Annotated in this window: 14 protein-coding genes and 2 pseudogenes; 9 read left to right on the top strand and 7 right to left on the bottom strand. The window is 69.5% G+C overall.

All coding sequences use genetic code 11. The features are described 5' to 3' along the window. Window positions 1-89: 89 nt before the first annotated feature. On the top strand, window positions 90-1367 hold the full coding sequence (locus ACFU5F_RS05900; RefSeq protein ID WP_383882521.1) for a hypothetical protein: 1278 nt from the start codon (window positions 90-92) through the stop codon (window positions 1365-1367). A gap of 370 nt (window positions 1368-1737) precedes the next feature. Continuing rightward, window positions 1738-2544 (top strand): IS5 family transposase, encoded by an 807-nt coding sequence (locus tag ACFU5F_RS05895; protein ID WP_383882518.1) that lies wholly within the window; start codon window positions 1738-1740, stop codon window positions 2542-2544. 12 nt (window positions 2545-2556) lie between these two features. Here ACFU5F_RS05895 and ACFU5F_RS05890 read toward each other — a convergent pair whose 3' ends face one another. Beyond that, window positions 2557-2814 carry a hypothetical protein gene (locus tag ACFU5F_RS05890; RefSeq protein ID WP_383882805.1) on the bottom strand — a complete coding sequence of 86 codons (258 nt, stop codon included), beginning with the start codon at window positions 2812-2814 and terminating at the stop codon, window positions 2557-2559. On the opposite strand from ACFU5F_RS05890, the pseudogene ACFU5F_RS05885 reads away from it, so the two are divergent. Next, window positions 2718-3044 (top strand): annotated as a pseudogene (locus ACFU5F_RS05885) (hypothetical protein); the annotation flags it as partial. The gene ACFU5F_RS05890 and the pseudogene ACFU5F_RS05885 overlap by 97 nt on opposite strands. A gap of 630 nt (window positions 3045-3674) precedes the next feature. On the opposite strand, the gene ACFU5F_RS05880 reads toward ACFU5F_RS05885, so the two are convergent. Then, window positions 3675-4721 carry a CBS domain-containing protein gene (locus tag ACFU5F_RS05880; RefSeq protein ID WP_383882515.1) on the bottom strand — a complete coding sequence of 349 codons (1047 nt, stop codon included), beginning with the start codon at window positions 4719-4721 and terminating at the stop codon, window positions 3675-3677. Further along, on the bottom strand, window positions 4718-6535 hold the full coding sequence (locus tag ACFU5F_RS05875; protein ID WP_383882513.1) for a DUF262 domain-containing protein: 1818 nt from the start codon (window positions 6533-6535) through the stop codon (window positions 4718-4720). Before ACFU5F_RS05875 ends, ACFU5F_RS05880 begins: the two co-directional genes overlap by 4 nt. 183 nt (window positions 6536-6718) lie before the next feature. On the opposite strand from ACFU5F_RS05875, the gene brxD reads away from it, so the two are divergent. From brxD to ACFU5F_RS05860, 3 genes and pseudogenes are all read left to right on the top strand, one after another. Beyond that, window positions 6719-8068: a BREX system ATP-binding protein BrxD gene (gene brxD, locus ACFU5F_RS05870; protein ID WP_383882510.1), complete on the top strand. Its 1350-nt coding sequence runs from the start codon at window positions 6719-6721 to the stop codon at window positions 8066-8068. Continuing rightward, window positions 8068-10266, top strand: coding sequence for a DEAD/DEAH box helicase (locus ACFU5F_RS05865; RefSeq protein ID WP_383882507.1), 2199 nt, complete (start codon window positions 8068-8070; stop codon window positions 10264-10266). Before brxD ends, ACFU5F_RS05865 begins: the two co-directional genes overlap by 1 nt. Window positions 10267-10418: 152 nt before the next feature. Beyond that, a pseudogene (locus ACFU5F_RS05860) lies at window positions 10419-11012 on the top strand (hypothetical protein); the annotation flags it as partial. 45 nt (window positions 11013-11057) lie between these two features. Here ACFU5F_RS05860 and ACFU5F_RS05855 read toward each other — a convergent pair. Continuing rightward, window positions 11058-11714, bottom strand: coding sequence for a maleylpyruvate isomerase N-terminal domain-containing protein (locus ACFU5F_RS05855; RefSeq protein ID WP_383882504.1), 657 nt, complete (start codon window positions 11712-11714; stop codon window positions 11058-11060). Between the two features lie 159 nt (window positions 11715-11873). Here ACFU5F_RS05855 and ACFU5F_RS05850 point away from each other — a divergent pair, with 159 nt between their 5' ends. Further along, a complete protein-coding gene (locus tag ACFU5F_RS05850) occupies window positions 11874-13112 on the top strand; it encodes a TolB family protein (protein WP_383882502.1) in 1239 nt (412 codons plus the stop codon). Between the two features lie 78 nt (window positions 13113-13190). Here ACFU5F_RS05850 and ACFU5F_RS05845 read toward each other — a convergent pair whose 3' ends face one another. After that, entirely contained in the window at window positions 13191-14057 is an 867-nt protein-coding gene (locus ACFU5F_RS05845; protein ID WP_383882499.1) for an LLM class F420-dependent oxidoreductase, read from the bottom strand. Window positions 14058-14256: 199 nt separating this feature from the next. Here ACFU5F_RS05845 and ACFU5F_RS05840 point away from each other — a divergent pair, with 199 nt between their 5' ends. Next, window positions 14257-15759 carry a family 43 glycosylhydrolase gene (locus ACFU5F_RS05840; RefSeq protein ID WP_383882497.1) on the top strand — a complete coding sequence of 501 codons (1503 nt, stop codon included), beginning with the start codon at window positions 14257-14259 and terminating at the stop codon, window positions 15757-15759. Between the two features lie 26 nt (window positions 15760-15785). Next, complete coding sequence (locus ACFU5F_RS05835) at window positions 15786-17234, top strand: family 43 glycosylhydrolase (RefSeq protein WP_383882494.1); 1449 nt, start codon at window positions 15786-15788, stop codon at window positions 17232-17234. Between the two features lie 18 nt (window positions 17235-17252). On the opposite strand, the gene ACFU5F_RS05830 is transcribed toward ACFU5F_RS05835, so the two are convergent. Continuing rightward, a complete protein-coding gene (locus tag ACFU5F_RS05830) occupies window positions 17253-17930 on the bottom strand; it encodes a response regulator (RefSeq protein WP_383882491.1) in 678 nt (225 codons plus the stop codon). A 9-nt stretch (window positions 17931-17939) separates the two neighbouring features. Next, the gene (locus ACFU5F_RS05825) at window positions 17940-19217 is read right to left on the bottom strand and encodes a sensor histidine kinase (RefSeq protein ID WP_383882488.1); all 1278 of its coding nucleotides are present in this window, start codon (window positions 19215-19217) and stop codon (window positions 17940-17942) included. Between the last annotated feature and the right edge of the window lie 77 nt (window positions 19218-19294).

The raw sequence follows: 19294 nt of genomic DNA, 5'->3' as shown, positions 1-19294 counted from the left end.
GTTGTTTCGCCGGCCGCGCCCGTGCGGCCGGATCCGTTCTCGAAGGAGCTCCTGAAGTGCCCACACGAAGACGTGCGGCGGGTGTCGCGATGGTCTTAGCGGCCGCGTCGTTCAATCTGCTCGGTGCCCCCGGCACGGCAGCGGCACAGCCCCAGGGCGGCATCGTCCTGCCTGTGCGGTCGCACTGGCAGACCCTCGCCGACAGCCGCCATGTGTATGTCAGCGCGCCCGGCGACGACGCCGTGCTGGCCACCGACCACGACGGGCGGGTCGTGAAGAAGGTGGAGGGTCTCGACGGGGCGCGGGGCATGGCCGAGTCGGCCGACGAGTCCACCCTGTATGTGGCGCTCCCGGGCGCTGACGCGATCTCCGTCATCGACACCGCGACCTTGACCGAGACGCGGCGCATCTCCACCGGGACCGACACCGAACCGGAGAGCGTCGCCCTCGCCGGCGACCGGCTGTTCTTCGGCTACCAGGCCACCACCTTCGACGCCGGCATCGGGTCGGTCGCCATCGCCGAGGCGAGCCCGACCGTCCGCCTGGACGACAACCCCGTCTGGTACGGCAAGCCGCGACTCGCCTCGTCGTCGGGCGCGCCCGACCGGCTCGTCGCCGCTGAGAGCGAGGGCGCGGCGGGCATGCGTGTGTACGACGTGGGCTCCGGCACGCTTCAGGAGATCGCCTACAGCGACGCCGTCGGCGCTGTCGAGGACGTGGTGGTGACGCCGGACGGCAGCAGTGTGATCACCGCGAACGGCTCCAACTACTACCACCAGCGGTGGCGCCTGTCGGACCTGACGGAGGAGGCCCAGTACGACACGGGTGCCTACCCCAACTCCGTCGCTGTCGACTCCCACGGCACGGTCGCCGCGGGGGTCGTGGCGGGAGGAGACTGGGACGTCTACCTCTACCGCCAGGGAGAGACCACCGCATACCGCACGGTCGCGTTGTCGTGGCCGTACATGGATCTGCTTCGCCGGGGCGTCGCCTGGGCGCCCGACGGCAACCGGCTGTTCGCCACCCGCTTCCCCTACTCGGGCGAGGTCATCCTCGACATCGTCACCGACGTCGCCAAGGCATCCAGCACGATCACTCTGTCCGCCCCGCCGACGAACCCCGTCGGCACGCCGGTCACCGTGACGGGGAAACTGACCTCCCTGATCTCCTTCCCCAAGCACAGAACGGTCACGGTGACGCGGAACGGCGTGGAGCTGCCGGATGTGAAGGTCGCACGGGACGGCACCTTCCACTTCAGTGACACCCCGCCTGACTGGAACACGTATCCCCAGTACACGGTCACCTACGCGGGCGACGCCACGCATGTGCCCGGCACGGCGACCGTCATGGTCGAGTTCGTCGGCTGACCGGGCCGGGCAGTTTGCCGATCCCGTCACAAGGGGCCGGTGTCCCGGAGGACGCCGGCCCCACACCGCGCCGGCGTACCGGATGTCGTTGGGCCAAGGGCTCTCACTGGCTGTTCTCTATCCGCTCGGGTGGTCGGCGGGGTTCGAACAGGGGCCTGGTTCGGGTGAGTCGGCTGGTACGGGTGCATGGAAGAAGGGCCTCTTGATAGCTCGCGGATGTCGAGTCCAGCGAGGAGCAAGAGGCCCTGTTGTCGTGTCGCGTGGTCAGGTTGCCGGGTCCAGTCCGTCCACTCGTGGGTGTGACTGTCTCGCCCACAGGTTCGGGAACGCGGCTGACCGGCCGGGGCGCCGGCCTCGGTACGGCTCGGACGTGAGCGATGCCGAGTGGGCTGTGGTGAAAGGTCAACTGCCGGTTCCGGGCTGGCTGGCGGGCCGAGACGGCCGGCCGACGGGGTTCTGCCACCGGCAGATGATCGACGCGGTGCGCTATCTCGTCGACAACGGCATCAAGTGGCGGGCGATGCCGTCCGATTTTCCGCCCTGCCCGCGGGTCCATGCCTTCCTCGCCCGCTGGCGGGACACCGGGCTGGTGGGCGAACTGCGTGATCGCCTGCACCAGGCCGTTCGCCAGGCCGAAGGGCGTGGCCCGGAGCCGAGTGCGGCGGTGGTGGACTCGCAGTCGGTGAAGGCGGACGCCACCGTCGCCCACACCTCACGGGAGTTCGACGCGGGCAAGAAGATCAACGGGCGCAAGTGGCACCTGCTCACCGACACGCTCGGGCTCCTCCTGGCCGTGCTGGTCACGCCGGCGTCCGTGACCGACCAGGACGGCGCCCGGACCCTTCTGCCGACGGCAGCCGGCCGCTTCAGGCGGCTGGCACGGGTCTGGGCCGACGGCGGCTACACCGGCCACCTCACCGACTGGACCAGCCAGCACCTGGGGATCGTCCTCGACATCGTCCGCCGAGGCCAGGACGTCCGCGGCTTCCAGCCACTGCCCCGCCGCTGGGGCGTCGAGCGGTCCTTCGCCTGGTTTCTGCGCAGTCGGCGCCTGGTCCGGGACTACGAACGCCGCACCGACACGAGCGAAGCAGTCATCCGCTGGTCGATGATCGCCCTGATGAACCGCCGCCTGGCCGCGCAGTCTCATCAGCCCGCTGTCCTGCCGGCAGGGTGAATCTTCCGGGCTTCACCTCCACCAGCCAGCTCGTTCCACCAGCCTCTTCAGCCGTGCTCGTGCACCCTCGACCCGTGAGGCGGAGGCGCTGTCCCAGCCCAGCACCACGGCCGCCCGCCGGGCACCCAGCCCGTCCTCGCCGACCTCCGCCGCAGTCTCCATCACCGCCTGGTAGTCCACCGACAGGTCCTCGAGGCCGGCCGCGTTCTGGCGATGCGGCACCGCACGGCGCGGTCCCACCGACTTCCTTCTCGACAGACCGACAGTCATCTCGGCAGGCTGTTCTTCTTCGGCCAGCGCTTCCAGAAACCGCCTTCGCCTGCATGAACGCCGATCCCGCCTCCCGCGCCTACTACGACAAGCAACGCGCCCGCGGCAAAACCCACACCCAGGCCCTCCTCCGCCTCGCCCGCCAACGCATCAGCGTCCTGTTTGCCATGCTCCGAGACGGCACCTTCTACGAATCCCGCACACCCGCGGACGTCGAGCTCGCCGCATGACCTCAGCAAGACCGAATCACCCCAAACCCGACAGGGGTGCCTTGACGAAGGACATAGAGGCACCCCCCCCGCACAGCTGCGGCCTTCCGCCGTGCTTCCAGAACCGCCCGCATCGATGGCATCCGCCCTCCACAGCAACTTGGTCAGCAACGACTGAGGCTCCCGCGGCAGCCGCAATCTCATGCCTGACCAGCAGAATCCGCACCGGGTTCGGAAAGAGAACCACCTCTCAGGCTCAGGGAATGGATCGTGAGAGGAGACGGCGCATCTGGAGTGACGGCCAACCAGTCCACCTGCCTGGCTCCAATCCCACCAGAGTGACGGCCACGGCGGGCACAGGCGAGTGGGAGGCCGTGATCTCGCTACCTCTCGACCAGGTCGCCCGCGAAACTCTCGAAAGAGCTCATGGACGCGGGCCCCTGGTTCACCCTTCGCCGCGACACCTCAGCCGTCGGACCAGCCAGAGAGATTCCGACGACCTCAGTCGTCTTCGGCTGATCGTCATTCCCTCGCCGTCACAGCCAAACCTCCGCGACATGATCGGCCGGACAAGTCCTGGGCGAGACGGGCACTTATCACCTCTTGCCGGTCCAACCTGCCGCTCACCTTCCGAGACCGCCACCCGCTGCCTCAGGACACGAATGCCCGTAGCACCTTCGCGAAGGTCGTCAGCTCGTCGAGCAGCTCCTGCGGAAGCGGCTTCTCGTCGAAGTGGGCGATCCGGTTGCGGATGTCCTTCACTCGTTCCAGGCGGCCGATGAACTGTTCCCTGGGCATGTTGGGCCACTTCAGGGCTTCCCAGTTGGCGTCGGCGCGTTCGGCCAGCGCGGTCTTCGTCTGGTCGCCGTCAAGGAGCCTCAGATAGTCACCGAACATGAGGTCGGAGACCTGGCCGGTGCGGTGCTCGGCCTTCTTGTTCGTCTGAACGGCCTTGATGGTTTCCTCGTCCAGCGCCGCGCCCAGGCAGCGGCGCAGCAGGGACTCGATCTCCCCCACGATGAAGAACGGCCGTGCCGCGCCCTCGAAGCGGTCCGTGACGTCCGCGGCGGTGACGATGCCCGAGAGACAGCCGTCGTCGCCTCGGACCAGGAGATACCCGTGTTCGCGGATGACCGGCAGGGCGGAGAAGAACTCCTGGCGGGTGTCGGCGACCGGAAAAGAGTCCTTCTCCATCGCGTTGTCCAGTGTCGGCTGCTTGCCCGCCTCGTACATCTTGGCGACGGACCCCCAGGTGACCACCCCGTGGACCTGCGCCATGCCGGTGGTCACCGGGACCTGGGCGAGGCCCTTCGTGCGCATCAGGAACGTGGTCTGCGCCAGGGGCGTACCGGGACCGACGGACACCAGGCCGCGCCGCGCCGACGGGATGTCCCCGAGCAGCAGACGCTGCGGAAGAGCGGCCGAGGGCAGAGCTTCCTCTGTCTCGTCCTCCTCGGCGTCCGCGGGCGTGGCCTGCGCGGGGATCGACGCGAGTGGCACCACATCGACGTTGCTGCGCTGGCCGCAGACGGCGAAGTCCGGCAGCGTCGTCAGCCCGGCGTCTGTGAGTGCCTGCGAGATGCGGTGCACCGTCCGGTGGTCACGGACCCTGACCTGGAACAGGTCCAGAATGTCCTGCACGGGCACGGTCCTGCCCTTGAGCGCGGCGAGGTCCTGCCCGCTCGGAGTGATCGTCATCGGGCGTCGCCCTCCGCGAGGTCACGGAGCATGGTCCTCTTGCCCATGGCGGCGTGCACGAGATCCTGCAACTGCTTGGAACGGTCGTTGTAGAACCGTTCGTAGTCGTTGTCGCGGAGTGCTTCCGGATCGATGAGGTGGGTGGCGAGGACGTCGTCGAACCACTCGGGGCGCATGTCGGAGGCGGCGACCATCGTCGACAGGTAGGACGCCGGTGCCCCGGTCATGTCCATCGCCGCGCGGTAGGACAGAGGGGTCTTGTTCACGATGGAGTTCGTGGGCAGGTCTTGGCTGTTGCCCCGCCGGAACCAGGTTTTGGGGAAGATCTGCCGGACGTCCACGCTGTACTCGTCCAGCCTGCCGGGCTTGAGCGGGCTGTCCGTGTGGTGCCAATCCACCGCCCCCTGCTTGATCAGCAGGGCGTAGATGCCCTTGTAGGCGGCGCTGTTGCGGGTGGTGAGGCTGTCGAGGCGGTCGGCGAAGAAGAACGCGTCCGTGACGGTGTCGGGTGCTCGGTCGTCCTGCGCGATCCAGGGGACGAGTTGCTCGACGTCACGGGTGAAGCGGGTCTCGGTGGAGCCGCCGTACATCTCCCCGAGGACTCCGCACCAGTACCACTGCTCGGTCTTCTCCTCCGCGCCGAGGCCGTCCAGCGCCGTGTCGAGGATGGCGCGGACGGCCGCGAGCGGAACGAGCTGTGTCTTGTACGGCAGATCGTTCGGGCGGACGATGCACTGCCGTTCCAGGAAATCGCCCACCCAGGCGAAGGCGTCCGCGAGTTTCGGCGCCAGCCGGACGAAGTCAGCCAGCGGGAGGTCCAGCAGATCACGGCGCTTGCACGACACCGTCGCCCCGGTGCCCGCCTGCTTCCGTTCCCAGGTGCGCACCAGGGCGATGGCCTGCAGGAAGTCGATGCTGCTCAGCCCGTTCTCGATGCCGTTGCCCAGACGGCCGAAGACCGGGTACTTGGCCGCCAGCCCCTGCTTGATCTCCCGCCACACCTTGGGGAGCTGGTAGTAGTCCCCGGTCCGGTCCACATGCTCGCGGTCCCCGGCGTAGGTCGCGGTGAGCAGTTCGAAGACGTTCAGGGGCACTCCGCCCGTGTTGACCCGCTCGAACACCGCGCAGACGGCGTCCATGGAGGTGGTGGCGGCCAACCGGATCATCGGAACCTGGAAGGCACGGATCTGCTGGAGGACCGACTCGTCGAACTGGCCCCACAGGTCCCAGTTCCGGTCTTCGTCCGCCTTGATGTACGCCTTCTTCCACTGGTTCACGCGCTGGGCGTCGAAGACGAGGTGCAGAGGGAAGAGGCCGGCCGCGCACTCGTCCTCGGTGGTGCTCAGGTCCAGCACCACCGTGCGGTTGAAGTCGGTGCGGAGCACCTTGTCCGCCGGGACGGACAGGATGGCTTCGTCGCGGTCGGCGGACGGGCCGACGGCCTTCGCGATGTCGACGTAGTACCACCGCTCGATGGGCTTACCGCGGGCATCCGCGGTCTCCACGGGGGCATCCATCCACAGGGCCTGGAACAAGGACGTGAGGCGCTGCTGCCCGTCCAGCAGGAGAAGGTCCGCGGCCGGATCCCCGTCCGGGCGTGCTCCGGTGAGCGTGCGGGAGCGGAAGCGGGTGGCGCCGCCGGTCTGCAACGTCATCACCACGCCGAGCGGATAGTCCAGCGTCACGGTCGCGATGATGGCGCGGATCCGGTCGTCGTCCCACTTCCAGTTCCGCTGGAAGTCGGGCAACTGTAAGGAGCCCGATGCCACGTCCGCGAGAACGTCCTTCAGTTTCACATTGTCGAGTGCCGCCACGTTCGTCCCACTCCTACCCAGGTGTATGTACGGAGAGTGATTTCAGCAGCGTCTCCGAGTGACCGTCAACCGATTCGACGAAGTGGGGGTGCCTGGTCACGGTTGCCGAGCGAAGCGCGGGCCGGTCGACGGCTGCCTCCTGCCCCGTACGGGCGTGCCCGTGGAAATGGAAGACTGGCCCCTGTGAGCACCACCGGATCCCAGCGCCCCGCCCAGGTGAGCGCCGCCCGCCGCCGTACCGTCATCGACGCGCTGCGACGCGGTGCCGTGCCCGACAGCGGCCTCGACTTGCTGGCCACCGGACTCGACCGGTTCGAAGCGGCCCTGGACGCGGAACTGGACTCGGTGGCGTCGGGCGGGTCCGTGTTCAAGGCCGTGCGGGGCGAGTACGGGTCCGGCAAGACGTTCTTCACCCGCTGGCTGGGGGAGCGGGCCAAGCGCCGCAACTTCGCCGTGGCCGAGATCCAGATCTCGGAGAACGAGACACCACTGCACAGGCTGGAGACGGTCTACCGGCGGCTCACCGAACGGCTCACCACCTCCAGTTTCCCGCCCAGTGCTCTGCGGCCCGTGGTGGACGCCTGGTTCTACGCCTTGGAGGAGGACGCGCTCGCGGCGGGTGCGACCGAGCAGGCGCTTTCGAGCGAGGTGGAGAAGCTGCTGGGCGCCCGGCTCGCCGAGGTCTCCCGGCACGCCCCGTCGTTCGCCACCGCCCTGCGTGGTTATCGGGCCGCTCTGGCAGGCGGCGACGAGGCGACCGCCGCGGCCGTCCTGGCGTGGCTCGGCGGGCAACCGCACGTGGCGGTCTCCGCCCGTCGATCTGCCGGGGTACGTGGCGACCTTGACCACTTCGGCGCGCTCGGGTTCCTGCAGGGGCTCCTCACCGTGCTGCGAGACTCCGGGCACACGGGGCTGTTCGTGGTCCTCGACGAGGTGGAGACGCTGCAGCGGGTCCGGTCGGACGCCCGCGACAAGGCACTCAACGCGCTCCGGCAGCTCATCGACGAGGTGCACTCGGGCCGCTTCCCCGGCCTCTACCTGGTCATCACGGGCACCCCGGCCTTCTACGACGGTCAGCAGGGCGTGCAGCGCCTGGCCCCGCTCGCTCAGCGGCTGGCCACCGACTTCACCACCGACCCGCGCTTCGACAACCCTCGTGCCGTACAGATCAGGCTCCCCGGCTTCAACCAGGAGTCCCTGGTCGGACTCGGCCTCACCATCCGTGACCTGTACGCCGATGCCGCAGAAATGCCTGAACGGGTACGAAAAGTCGTCGACGACGCGTACGTCGCCGACCTCGCGCTAGCTGTCGGCGGAGCGCTGGGCGGGAAGGTCGGAGTGGCTCCCCGGCTGTTCCTGAAGAAACTCGTCGGGGACGTGCTCGACCGCGTGGACCAGTTCGACGACTTCGACCCACGGAAGCACTACCGGCTCACCGTCGCCGACAGCGAACTCACCGACGTCGAGCGGAACCTGGCCGCCACCATGTCCGGTGGCTCCGCGTCGGCCGATGACATCGACTTGGAGCTGTGATGGCGGACGCCGGAGCTCCAGCGGGGAAAGGCCCAGGTGACGAGGACGCCGATGTACTGGACCGACTCGACCCCGTCGTCCTGCATCACATCGTCAACACCCTCGGCTGGCCCGATCTGCGCCCTCTGCAGCGCGCGGCGATCACACCGCTCATGGGGGGACAGGACGCCGTACTGCTGGCTCCGACGGCGGGAGGTAAGACCGAGGCGGCCTGCTTCCCTCTGTTGTCGGCGATGGCCGAGCAGAAATGGACCGGCACGTCCGTGCTGTACCTGTGCCCGCTCAAGGCACTCCTCAACAACCTCGTCGTCCGCGTCGACTCCTATGCCCAGTGGCTGGGGAGGCGGGCCGCGCTCTGGCACGGCGACACCAAGGAATCGCAACGCCAGCGCATTCGGGCTGAGGCGCCGGACATCCTGCTGACCACGCCCGAGTCGCTCGAAGCGATGCTGATCGGCGTCAAGACCGACCACGCACGCCTGTTGGGGAGCGTGCGCGCCGTCGTAGTCGACGAAGTGCACGCGTTCGCAGGGGACGACCGAGGATGGCACCTGCTCGCCGTGCTCGAACGGCTGGAGCGGGTCACCGGACGGCCCATCCAGCGCGTCGGGCTCTCGGCGACCGTCGGTAACCCGGCCGAACTGCTGCACTGGCTGCAAGGAGCGGGTGTCGGCCGCCGCACTGGTCAGGTGGTTGCGCCCGGAGTGCACCTGCCCACCACGGTCGGCAGCCGGCACGGCGCCCAAGCGAGCCCCGAACCATCCCACAGGCCCGCGGGCGAAGTGGAACTCGATTACGTCGGCTCCCTCGACAACGCGGCCAAACTCATCGCTGCGCTGCACCGAGGGGAGAAGCGGCTTGTCTTCTGCGACTCACGCCGTCAGGTCGAGGAGCTGGGCGCGGAGCTCCGCGCGCGCGAGGTGACCGTCTTCCTGTCCCACGCCTCGCTCTCCGTCGATGAACGCACCCGTTCCGAGCAGGCGTTCGCCGAGGCACGCGACTGCGTCATCGTGTCCACGTCGACCCTCGAGCTGGGCATCGATGTCGGTGACCTGGACCGCGTGATCCAGGTTGACTCACCTGCCTCCGTCGCCTCTTTCCTGCAGCGCATCGGCCGTACCGGTCGGCGTGCCGGGACCGTGCGGAACTGTCTGTTCCTCACCACCTGCAAGGACACACTGCTGCAGGCGGCGGGCCTGTTGCTGTTGTGGTCGCGGGGCTGGGTGGAACCAGTGGTCCCTCCGCCGGAGCCGCGTCACCTGGTGGCCCAGCAACTGCTTGCCGTCACCCTGCAACAGCACAAGCTCGGCGACCGGATGTGGGATCGGCAGTGGAACGGCCTCGCCCCCTTCGACGAATCGGCTGCCCCCATCCTGCGCTTCCTGACCGAAGAGGGCTTTCTCGACAGCGACGGCGGAATGCTGTTCGTCGGCTCCGAGGCGGAACGCCGCTTCGGCAAGAGGCACTTCATCGAACTCACCGCCTCATTCACCGCACCTCCGCAGTTCACCGTCCTGTCCGGACGCACAGAGATCGGTCGCACCGACCCGAGCGTGCTCACCGAGGAACGCCCAGGCCCCCGGAGGCTGCTCCTCGGCGGACGCAGCTGGCAGGTCACGTACATCGACTGGTTGCGCAAGCGCGTCTTCGTCGAGCCGGCCGACGGCGGAGGCATCGCCAAGTGGATGAACGGCGGCGTCGCCGGACTGTCGTACGCTCTGACGCGTGCCATGCGCGAGGTGCTGCTCGGCGCGAGCCCTCCCGTTTCCCTCACGCGGCGGGCGGAGGGGTGCCTGGCTGAGCAGCGCGAGACCGATGCACCCGACACCGTGCATCCTGGCGGCACGTTGATCACACGCGTCGGCGCCGACATTCGTTGGTGGACCTGGGCCGGTTACCGTGCCAACGCCACATTGGCAGCCACACTCCCGTCGGTCACAGACCCCCTGCAACGGCCCACCGACAGCTGGCTGCGCCTGCGCGAGAACCTCACCCCGGCTGCCTGGCGAACGGCCCGTGAGAGCGTCGGCGAGAACCTCGTCCTGCCCGACGTGGACGCCAGGGCCGTACGCGGCCTGAAGTTCTCCGCCGCCCTCCCGGAACGCCTCGCCGTGGCCACGGTGGCGGCACGCCTGGCCGACTTCGAGAGCGCCCGCTCGGTGCTCGGGGAGGCGGAGCGTTTTCAGTACGACGGTTGAGCCGGAGAAGCTGCCAAGGCCGTTTCAGGTCCGTGTCTCGTCTCATGCTCGCCCCAACTGCTCCCCGTCACGTCAAGGCTCAGACGCCTGGGCCCCGTCGGTCGTGGCGCTTCCGGCTCCACCACACGTTCCCGATCCGTACGCTCGGTGGGGCCCCGGACCTCGGCGTCGTCGACACCGCCCTCGTCGACCACCTCTGCGCACGCTACGCGGAGGCGGACCGGCTCCTTGACGCGGTCGCCCTGCGCCGCGACCACTTCGGCGCCCGCCGTTCCCTGCTCGCGTACCAGCAGCTGCGCGCCACGGCGCGGGCCGCCGACCGCTGGCCGGCCGAGCGCGCGTCCGCGCTGGCCCTGCCGCGCAACGATGCGGCGGCACGCCGACAGGGCCTGCACGTCGGCCCGGTGCTGATCGACGCACTGCTCGACGACCAGGACGCCTCGGCCGCCTGGCAGGCCGCGGTCGAGACCGGCGCCCACGACGACCAGTGGCTCACCCTCGCCGACCGGGTTCGCCCCGACCGCCCCGCCGACGCCCTCGATGTCTACCTCCGCCTCGCCGAACCGCTGACGGTACAGACCGGCAACGCGGTCTATGAACGCCTCGTCGGCCTGCTGCTGGGCATCCGTGACTGCCACCGCCGTCTGGGGACACCGGACGAGTTCACGGCACATGTCACAGCTCTCCGCGCCTCCCAGCGGCGCAAACGGAACCTGATACGGCTGCTGGACGAGCACGACATGTGAGCACCCGGCCACGATGGGGCGTGTTTCGTGGCACTGGGCGCCGGCTCAGCCCAGAACGAGGGGCAACCTCGCCGCCAGGGTGCCCAGTTCGGTCAGCTCGGCGTCCGTCGCTTTCCTCCGCCCCGTCCCGGCCAGCAGCGCGTCCCTGTCCGTGAACGAGCCCGGGAACGCCGCCCCCGCGATCCTCTCCAGTGCCGTGCGGGAGTGGGCCAGGCCCTGCGGGGGCGGTTCTGGGGCCTTCGCGAGGTGGGCCGTCAGGTCCAGGTGGTGGAGGGTCCATTCCAGGACGTACGCCGTGAGGTAGTCCTCGACCGTGAGGATCTGGCCCTGGGTGGTCACCCGGGTCGTGGGGGTGGCGAGTTCGGCCGCGCGGGCGGCAGCGGAGCCCACGTCGTCCAGATGGAACTTCAGGAGGGCCGGGTCCTCGTACGCCGCCGCCAGGCGGACCGTCAGTGCCGACAGAGGGTCCTCGGCGGCAGGCGGGTCGTTCGTGACGTGCCAGTACGTCGTCGCATCGGCTGTGGGGGTCCCGTCCGCCGGGGTCGCCAGGGTGATCAGGACGTCCTGCGCGTCGATGACCAGGTGGCAGACGAGGTCCCTCACCAGCCAGCCCGCGCAGCCCGAGGGCTGTTCGAAGTCCTCGTCCGTGAGGTCGGCGACCGCCGTGCGCAGCGCTGCCCAGGAGTGTGCGAAAGGGTCCACCCCCGCAAGGTAGTTCAAAGGTGGTTCCATCCATTGACCCCTGGCCGGGCACACGCTTTCATCGCCTGCACCACTCTCGTGAGTCCTGTGCGCAGGGCCGGGGCGGCGGGGTGCGAGGGGCGGCCGGGGGTCGCCCTGACGAAACGGGGAGTCGAGTTGATGAGACCTTCCTTACGCGTGCTCGTGAACGCCGTTCTGCTGGCGGCCGTCGTGACTCCCGTCCTGCCCGCGCAGGCCGACGGCGCGGACGAGGCGCCGAGCCTCGCGCCGAGGACCGAGCGGATCAGCGTCGCAGCCGACGGCACCACCGGCGGCAACCACCACTCCACCGACCCCGTCGTCAGCGCGGACGGGCGCGTCGTCGCCTTCACGTCGTCCGCGACCAACCTGGGGCCCGGCACGGACGTGCGCAACAGCGTGTACTACCGGACCGGGCCCGGGGAGCCGTTGCGGCGCGTCGTGGTGCCGGGGGAGACGACCTCGACACCTCAACTGTCCGACTCCGGGCGGTATCTGACCTTCGGCTCGTACGCGGCCACGACCGCCACGTCCTCCGTGCACGTCATGGACCTGAGCGACGGCAGCGTCGAGCGGCTGGCGCCCGCCCTGGGCGACGGCTACCTGGCCTCGTACGGCATCGCGCCGATCAGCGCCGACGGACGGTACGTCGCCTTCGTCGCCCGGCCCGCCCCCGACCCGAACGGGGCCTTCTCCTGCCGGGTCATGCTGCTCGACCGGAAGACGGGCGCGGTGCGGCGGGTCAGTCGGGAATCGGACGGGTCCAAGAACTTCCATCGGTGCGACCAGATCTCCCTCAGCGCGGACGGGCGCAAGGTCGCCTATCTGGAGGGCTACTCCGGGCCGGCCCCCGACGACCAGGGCGACATCGTCGTCTACGACCGCAGGACCGGACGTACCGTGCAGGCCGATGTCACCCATGACGGGGCGGCGGCCAGCACCTCGTCCATCGCCCCGGTGCTGAGCGCCGACGGCTCCAAGGTCGCCTTCACCTCGATGGCCACCAACCTGGTCCCGAAGCCCGACACCAACGACGGCTGGAACGCCTTCGTCCGCGACCTGCGCACCGGCACGCTCAAGCGGTACGACGGCCATGCCCCCGCCGATCTCACCCTCGTCTCGGACCTGTCCCGCGACGGCTCGAAGCTGCTGCTGAACACGGCGGACGCGAACCGCACCTCGCTCGGGCTGATCCTGCGCGACCTGTGCACCGGGCAGGAGGAGCTGCTGTCGCCGGGGCAGGACGGCAGACCCCTCACCGTGGGGAAGGCGGCGCTGAGCACGGACGAGTCCACGGTCGTCTTCGACTCCTACCACCCCGGCCTCGTGCCCGAGGACACGAACCTGATCGGGGACGTGTTCGTCCGCACCCTGCGCTGAGCCGCTGAGCCGCTGAGCCGCTGAGCCGTCCGACCCAGCTTCGCGCCGTCGGACGGCCTCAGCCCCTCAGCCAGCCCCTCAGCCGCGCACCCCGACCACCTCCGCCAACCGCCCCCACGCCTTCCGGGGCAGTGCATCCCCTGCCCCCTCCTCCAGCACCTGCAGCGCCACATGGTCCGCCCCCGCCCTGTGGAACTCGTCCACCCGCGCCCGGATCCGGTCGTCCTCGCCCCACGCGTACACCGCGTCGACCAGCCGGTCGCTGCCGCCGTCCGCCAGGTCCGCCTCGGTGAAACCGAGGCGGAGGAAGGTGTTCGTGTAGTTCGGGAGGGTCAGGTAGAAGGCCAGGTGGGCGCGGGCGATCGTCCGGGCGCGGTCCGCGTCGGGCTCCAGGACCACCTTCAGCTCGGGGGCCAGGAGCGAGTCCTCGCCGAGTGCCTCCCGGGCCTCGGCCGTGTGCTCCGGCGTCACCAGGTACGGGTGGGTGCCGGCCGTGCGGTCGCGGGCGAGGCGGAGCATCCGTGGGCCGAGTGCGGCGAGGACCCGGCGGTCGGCGGGCACCCCCGCCGCGTCCAGGGCGTCCAGGTAGGTGACCATGGCCGCGTACGGGCGCCGGTACTGCTCCGCGAGCTTCGCGTGGCTCACACCGAGGCCGAGGAGGAAACGGCCGGGGTGGGCGGCCTCCAGCTCGGCGAAGCGTGCGGCCGTGTCGGCGGCCTCGTGCTGCCAGATGCTCTGGATGCCGGTGGCCACGGTGATGTGTGACGTCGCCTCGACGAGCGGGACGGCGTGATGGACGGTCGTGCTGCCGCCGAGCCAGATCGCGCCGAAGCCCAGCTCCTCCAACTCGGCTGCGGCCTCGCCGAGTTCGCCGCGCCGGGCGGGTTCCTCCGAGCGCAGCCCGATGCTCCAGATGCCGTAGCGACCGAGGTTCTGTTTCACCATGCAGGGGCCAACCCGTCGGCCTCCGTGATCTATTCCAGGGGCAGGGCTCCAGGGGCCCGTCGACACAAAATCCAGGCGCATCGTGTCGCATCCATTGACGTCTCTCCTGTCTCACCCTTACCTTCTGGCCGAAGTTACGCACAACGTTCGCAATATCGAACAATCTCCCCCTCTCGAGCCGCCCCCGAAGGGACTTGCCGTGTTCCGCATCCAAGTCCGTCACTGGGTGACGTTGGGGGCCGCGCTGCTGGCCCTCTTCGCGTCACTCCTCGCCGTCCAGCCGGCCGCGCCCGCCGCCGCGGCCGACGGCAAGCCGTACACCAATCCGGTCAAGTCGCAGAAGGGCGCCGACCCGTGGCTGGAGTACTACAACGGCAACTACTACCTGGTGACGACCTCGTTCACCGGTGAGCTGACCATGCGGAAGTCGCCCACGCTGGCCGGGCTGAGCACCGCGCCCAGTGTGCAGGTGTGGTCGGACAGCACGAGCACCCGCAACTGGAACATGTGGGCCCCGGAGATCCACTTCTTCGACGGCAAGTGGTACCTCTACTACTCCGCCGGGCCGCGCGCCTCCGCCTGCTGCGACGACCAGCGGACGTACGTACTGGAGAGCGCCGGGTCCGACCCCATGGGGCCGTACACCTTCAAGAACCAGCTCGCCGGGTCCAACCTGAACCCGGGCGGCTGGCTGATCGACGCCAGCGTGCTCAAGCACGACGGCAAGCTGTACCTGCTCGGCAGCGGTTCGGCCGGCGGCAGCAAGCAGAGCCTCGTCATCGCGCCGCTCAGCAACCCCTACACCCTCGCCTCCTCCACCTTCACCGTCATCTCCAGCCCGACCCTGAGCTGGGAGACACAGAGCGGTGAGGTCAACGAGGGCCCCGAGCCGCTGTACCGAGGCGGCCGCACCTTCCTCGTCTACTCCGCGAGCGCCTGCTGGGGCCCCGACTACAAGCTCGGGCAGCTGGAGCTGACCGGCTCCGACCCGCTGCTCGCCTCCTCCTGGACGAAGAAGCAGACCCCGGTCTTCCAGCGCAGCGACGCCAACAGCGTGTACGCGCCCGGCCACAACGGGTTCTTCACCTCGCCCGACGGCACCGAGAACTGGATCGTCTACCACGCCAACGACGCCGCGAGCGACGGCTGCGACAACGGCCGTACGACCCGCGCCCAGAAGTTCACCTGGAACGCGGACGGCACGCCGAACTTCGGCACCCCCGTCGCCCTCGGAGCGACCATCGCCGGCCCCTCCGGCGAGACCGCGACGACGCCGACCGCGTACACGATCGTCAACCGCAACAGCGGTAAGTGTCTGGACGTCACCGGCGGTGGCACGGCCGACGGCACCAACATCGCCCAGTGGACCTGCAACGGCGGGGCCAACCAGAAGTGGCGGATCGAGGACCGTGCCGACGACACCAGCCGCCTCGTGAACGTCGCCACCGGCAAGGTCGCCGACGTTGCGGAGTGCGCGAGCGCCGACGGCACCGACATCCGGCAGTGGTCGTGGCTGAACAACAACTGCCAGAAGTTCCGCATGGTCTACCTCGGCGGCGACTACGTCCGGATCGTCAACGCCTCCACCGGCAAGGTCATGGACGTCGCCGACTGCGGCACCGCCAACGGCACCGACGTACGACAGTGGTCCTGGCTGAACAACAACTGCCAGCAGTGGCGGCTCGTCCCCACGACTGCCTGAACCGCCTGAACCAGGAGAGAACACCCATGAGACATCTCGCCAGACGGGTCCTCGTGGCCTCGGCGGCCGCGTTCGCCGTGCTCACCACCATGACCACCCCCGCTCAGGCGGCCGCCCCCGCGTCCCCCGCCGTCACCTTCACCAACCCGATAGCCACCCAGCGGGCCGACCCGCACATCTTCAAGCACACCGACGGCTACTACTACTTCACGGCCACCGTCCCCGCGTACGACAGGATCGTGATGCGGCGGTCCACCACCCTCCAGGGCCTCGCCACGGCCGCGGAGACCACCATCTGGACCAAGCACGCCAGCGGTGACATGGGCGCCCACATCTGGGCGCCGGAGATCCACTTCATCGACGGCAAGTGGTACGTCTACTTCGCGGCCGGCGCCTCCAACGACATCTGGAAGATCCGCCCGTACGTCCTGGAGACCAGCGCGGCCAACCCGCTGACCGGAACCTGGACCGAGAAGGGGCGCATCTCGCTGCCCCTGGACACGTTCTCGCTGGACGCCACCACCTTCACCGTCGGCTCCACCCGCTACCTCAGCTGGGCCCAGAACGACCCCGCGGTCGGCAGCGGCACCAACCTGTACCTGGCGAAGATGTCCAACCCCTGGACCATCAGCGGCAGTCCGGTGATGATCTCCAAGCCGGAGTACTCCTGGGAGACCGTCGGCCACCGTGTCAACGAGGGCCCGGCCGTGATCCAGCGCAACGGCAAGGTCTTCATGAGCTACTCGGCCAGCGCCACCGACGCCAACTACTGCCTCGGCCTGCTGACCGCCTCCGGGACCGCGGACCTGATGAACCCCTCCTCCTGGGCGAAGGGTTCGGCGCCGGTCTTCAAGAGCAACGACCGGACCGGCCAGTACGGCCCCGGCCACAACACCTTCACCACGTCCGAGGACGGCAAGTCCGACGTCCTCGTCTACCACGACCGCAACTACAAGGACATCAACGGCGACCCGCTCAACGACCCCAACCGCCGCACCCGCTACCAGAAGCTGTATTGGAACGCCGACGGCACACCCAACTTCGGCATCCCCGTCGCCGACGGCGCGACCCCGGTCCGGTTGTCCTCGTTCAACTACCCGGACAAGTTCATCCGGCACTGGGAGTACCGCGCCAAGCTGGAGGCCGACGTCACCAACCTGGCCGACTCGCAGTTCCGGATCGTCACCGGGCTGACGGGCAGCGGCACGGTCTCGCTGGAGTCGGCGAACTTCCCCGGCTACTACCTCCGCCACAAGAACAACGCGGTGTGGGTGGAGAAGGACGACGGCACGGCCCTCTTCGACGCCGACGCCTCCTTCTTCCAGCGGGCCGGTCTCGCCGACACCGCGGCCGGGGTCTCGTACGAGTCGTACAACTTCCCCGGCCGGTACATCCGGCACTACGAGAACCTGCTCCACACCCAGCCGGTCAGCACGACCCTCGACCGGCAGGACGCCACGTTCTACAAGGAGTAGACCCGCCGCAGCGGCCCCTCACTCCGGCGGGGTGACCCGCACCAGGCCCGACTGGTACGCCATGACGACCAGTTGGGCCCGGTCGCGGGCCCCCAGCTTCGTCATCGCCCGGTGCACGTGGGTCCGTACCGTCAGCGGGCTGACGTACAGCTTCTCCGCGATCTCGTCGTTGGAACTGCCCTCGGCCGCCAGGGACATCACCTCGCGTTCGCGGCTGGTGAGCGTGCTCAGCCGGTCGGGGGTGGTGAGGCGGCTGCCGGGGGCCGGGGCGGCGAGGAAACGGGTGATGAGCGTGCGGGTGGCGGCGGGGGAGAGCAGGGTGTCGCCCGCGGCCACCGTGCGGATGCCGTCGAGGAGCAGATCGGCGGTGACGTCCTTGCCCAGGAAGCCGCTGGCGCCGGAACGCAGCGCCTGGGCCACGTACTCGTCGATCTCGAAGGTCGTGAGGATCAGGACGCGGGTGTCGGCCAGTTCCTCGTCGGCGCAGATCACGGACGTGGCCGTGAGCCCGTCGGTGCCGGGCATCCGGATGTCCATGAGGACCACGTCGGGGCGATGGACACGGACGAGGTCGACCGCCTCCTGACCGTCGGCGGCCTCGGCGACCACCTCCATGTCCGGGCAGGAGTCCACGAGGATCCGGAACGTGGCCCGCAGCAGGGCCTGGTCGTCGGCGAGCAGGACGCGAATGGTCATGGTGCAGTTCTACTTCCGCAGGTCATGGGTGGCTGCCGCGTCCGGTTCGAAAGTGGCGGGGCGGGTGCGGGCGCGGGGGCGCAGAGGGAGGTCGGTGGTGACCTCGAAGCCGCCCTCGGGACGGCGGCCGGCGCTCAGGCAGCCGCCGACGGACTGGGCGCGCTCGCGCATGCCGATGAGCCCGAAGCCCCGGCCGGGTCCCGGAGGGCCGCCGGGGCCGGGCGCGCCGTCGTCGGTGACTGTGATCGTCAGATGGGACTCCTCGTAGACGAGGCGGATGTGGGCCGCGTCCACCGCGGCGTGCTTGCTGACGTTGGTGAGGGCCTCCTGCACGATCCGGTAGGCGGTCAGGTCCACTCCGGGGTCGAGCGGTCCGGGGACGCCCTCCGTGGCGACGGTGACCGTGAGACCGGCGGACTCGCAGGCGACCGTCAGCTCCGGGAGCCGGCCGAGCCCGGGGGTGGGCGCCAGCGGCGCCTCGGGGTCGTCGGGCCTCCGCAGCACCCCGACCGTGCCCTTCAGCTCGCGCAGTGCCGCCGAGGTGGTGGCGGTCAGGTCGGTGAGGATGCGGTGGGCCTGCTCCGGGTCCGTACGGGTGAGGTGCGCGGCGGTGCCCGCCTGGGCGTTGGCCAGGGCCAGATGGTGGGCGACCACGTCGTGCAGGTCACGGGCGATGCGCATCCGTTCCTCGGTGACCCGCAGACGGGCCTCCTCCTCCCGGGTGCGCTCGGCGTGCTCGGCGCGGGACTGCACCGACTTCAGATAGGCCTGCCGCGCCAGCGTGCCCCGGCCCGCGGCGAGCGGCAGCAGCAGCCAGAACGCGGGGCCGATGGTCCTGAGCACCAGCGAGAGCTGGTCCATGGAGTCCGAGAACACCGCGGCGAGGGTCATCGCCGCGATGGTGGTGCAGCCGTAGACGCGGGTGGTCCGGCGGTCGGTGAGCGAGGCCAGCCAGTACAGCGACGCCATGATCGGCGCCAGCAGCAGGGGGGTGAGCAGATAGCCGAGCGCGACGGCGACGCAGGTGCAGACGGCGGTCACGACGAGGGTGACGCGCGGGTAGGCGCGGTGCTTCAGCAGCGCGAGACACGACACGCCCATGAGCGCCATACCGACCTTGTCCTGGTCCGGCGGCCTCGCGCCCGGCAGGGTGAGCGCGCTGCCGAGGGTGGCGCAGCCCATCAGGGCCAGGGCCAGGACCAGGTCGACGACGACGTGGTGGCGGTCGGAGAACTCCTCCAGACGGTCCGTGTAACGCCGTTCTTGGCTGAGAGGACGAAGGCTCATCGGTGACTCCGGTCGGGGGACTGGGACCATCGTGGTCGACGTGGTGCGCGAACGCCCCGGGGGCCGCCCGTGGCCTT

This window comes from Streptomyces sp. NPDC057438 (assembly GCF_042802995.1).
Taxonomy (GTDB): domain Bacteria; phylum Actinomycetota; class Actinomycetes; order Streptomycetales; family Streptomycetaceae; genus Streptomyces.
The sequence above is the reverse complement of the archived record's forward strand: the minus strand, read 5'-3'. Positions and strand labels throughout refer to the sequence as shown.

What these genes read in the sequence shown, in the direction of transcription:
- ACFU5F_RS05900 (WP_383882521.1), top strand. Translation starts at nt 90, where the DNA reads ATGGTCTTAGCGGCCGCGTCGTTCAATCTGCTCGGTGCCCCCGGCACG.
- ACFU5F_RS05890 (WP_383882805.1), bottom strand. Translation starts at nt 2,814, where the DNA reads ATGACTGTCGGTCTGTCGAGAAGGAAGTCGGTGGGACCGCGCCGTGCG.
- ACFU5F_RS05880 (WP_383882515.1), bottom strand. Translation starts at nt 4,721, where the DNA reads ATGACGATCACTCCGAGCGGGCAGGACCTCGCCGCGCTCAAGGGCAGG.
- ACFU5F_RS05865 (WP_383882507.1), top strand. Translation starts at nt 8,068, where the DNA reads ATGGCGGACGCCGGAGCTCCAGCGGGGAAAGGCCCAGGTGACGAGGAC.
- ACFU5F_RS05850 (WP_383882502.1), top strand. Translation starts at nt 11,874, where the DNA reads ATGAGACCTTCCTTACGCGTGCTCGTGAACGCCGTTCTGCTGGCGGCC.
- ACFU5F_RS05845 (WP_383882499.1), bottom strand. Translation starts at nt 14,057, where the DNA reads ATGGTGAAACAGAACCTCGGTCGCTACGGCATCTGGAGCATCGGGCTG.
- ACFU5F_RS05835 (WP_383882494.1), top strand. Translation starts at nt 15,786, where the DNA reads ATGAGACATCTCGCCAGACGGGTCCTCGTGGCCTCGGCGGCCGCGTTC.
- ACFU5F_RS05830 (WP_383882491.1), bottom strand. Translation starts at nt 17,930, where the DNA reads ATGACCATTCGCGTCCTGCTCGCCGACGACCAGGCCCTGCTGCGGGCC.
- ACFU5F_RS05825 (WP_383882488.1), bottom strand. Translation starts at nt 19,217, where the DNA reads ATGAGCCTTCGTCCTCTCAGCCAAGAACGGCGTTACACGGACCGTCTG.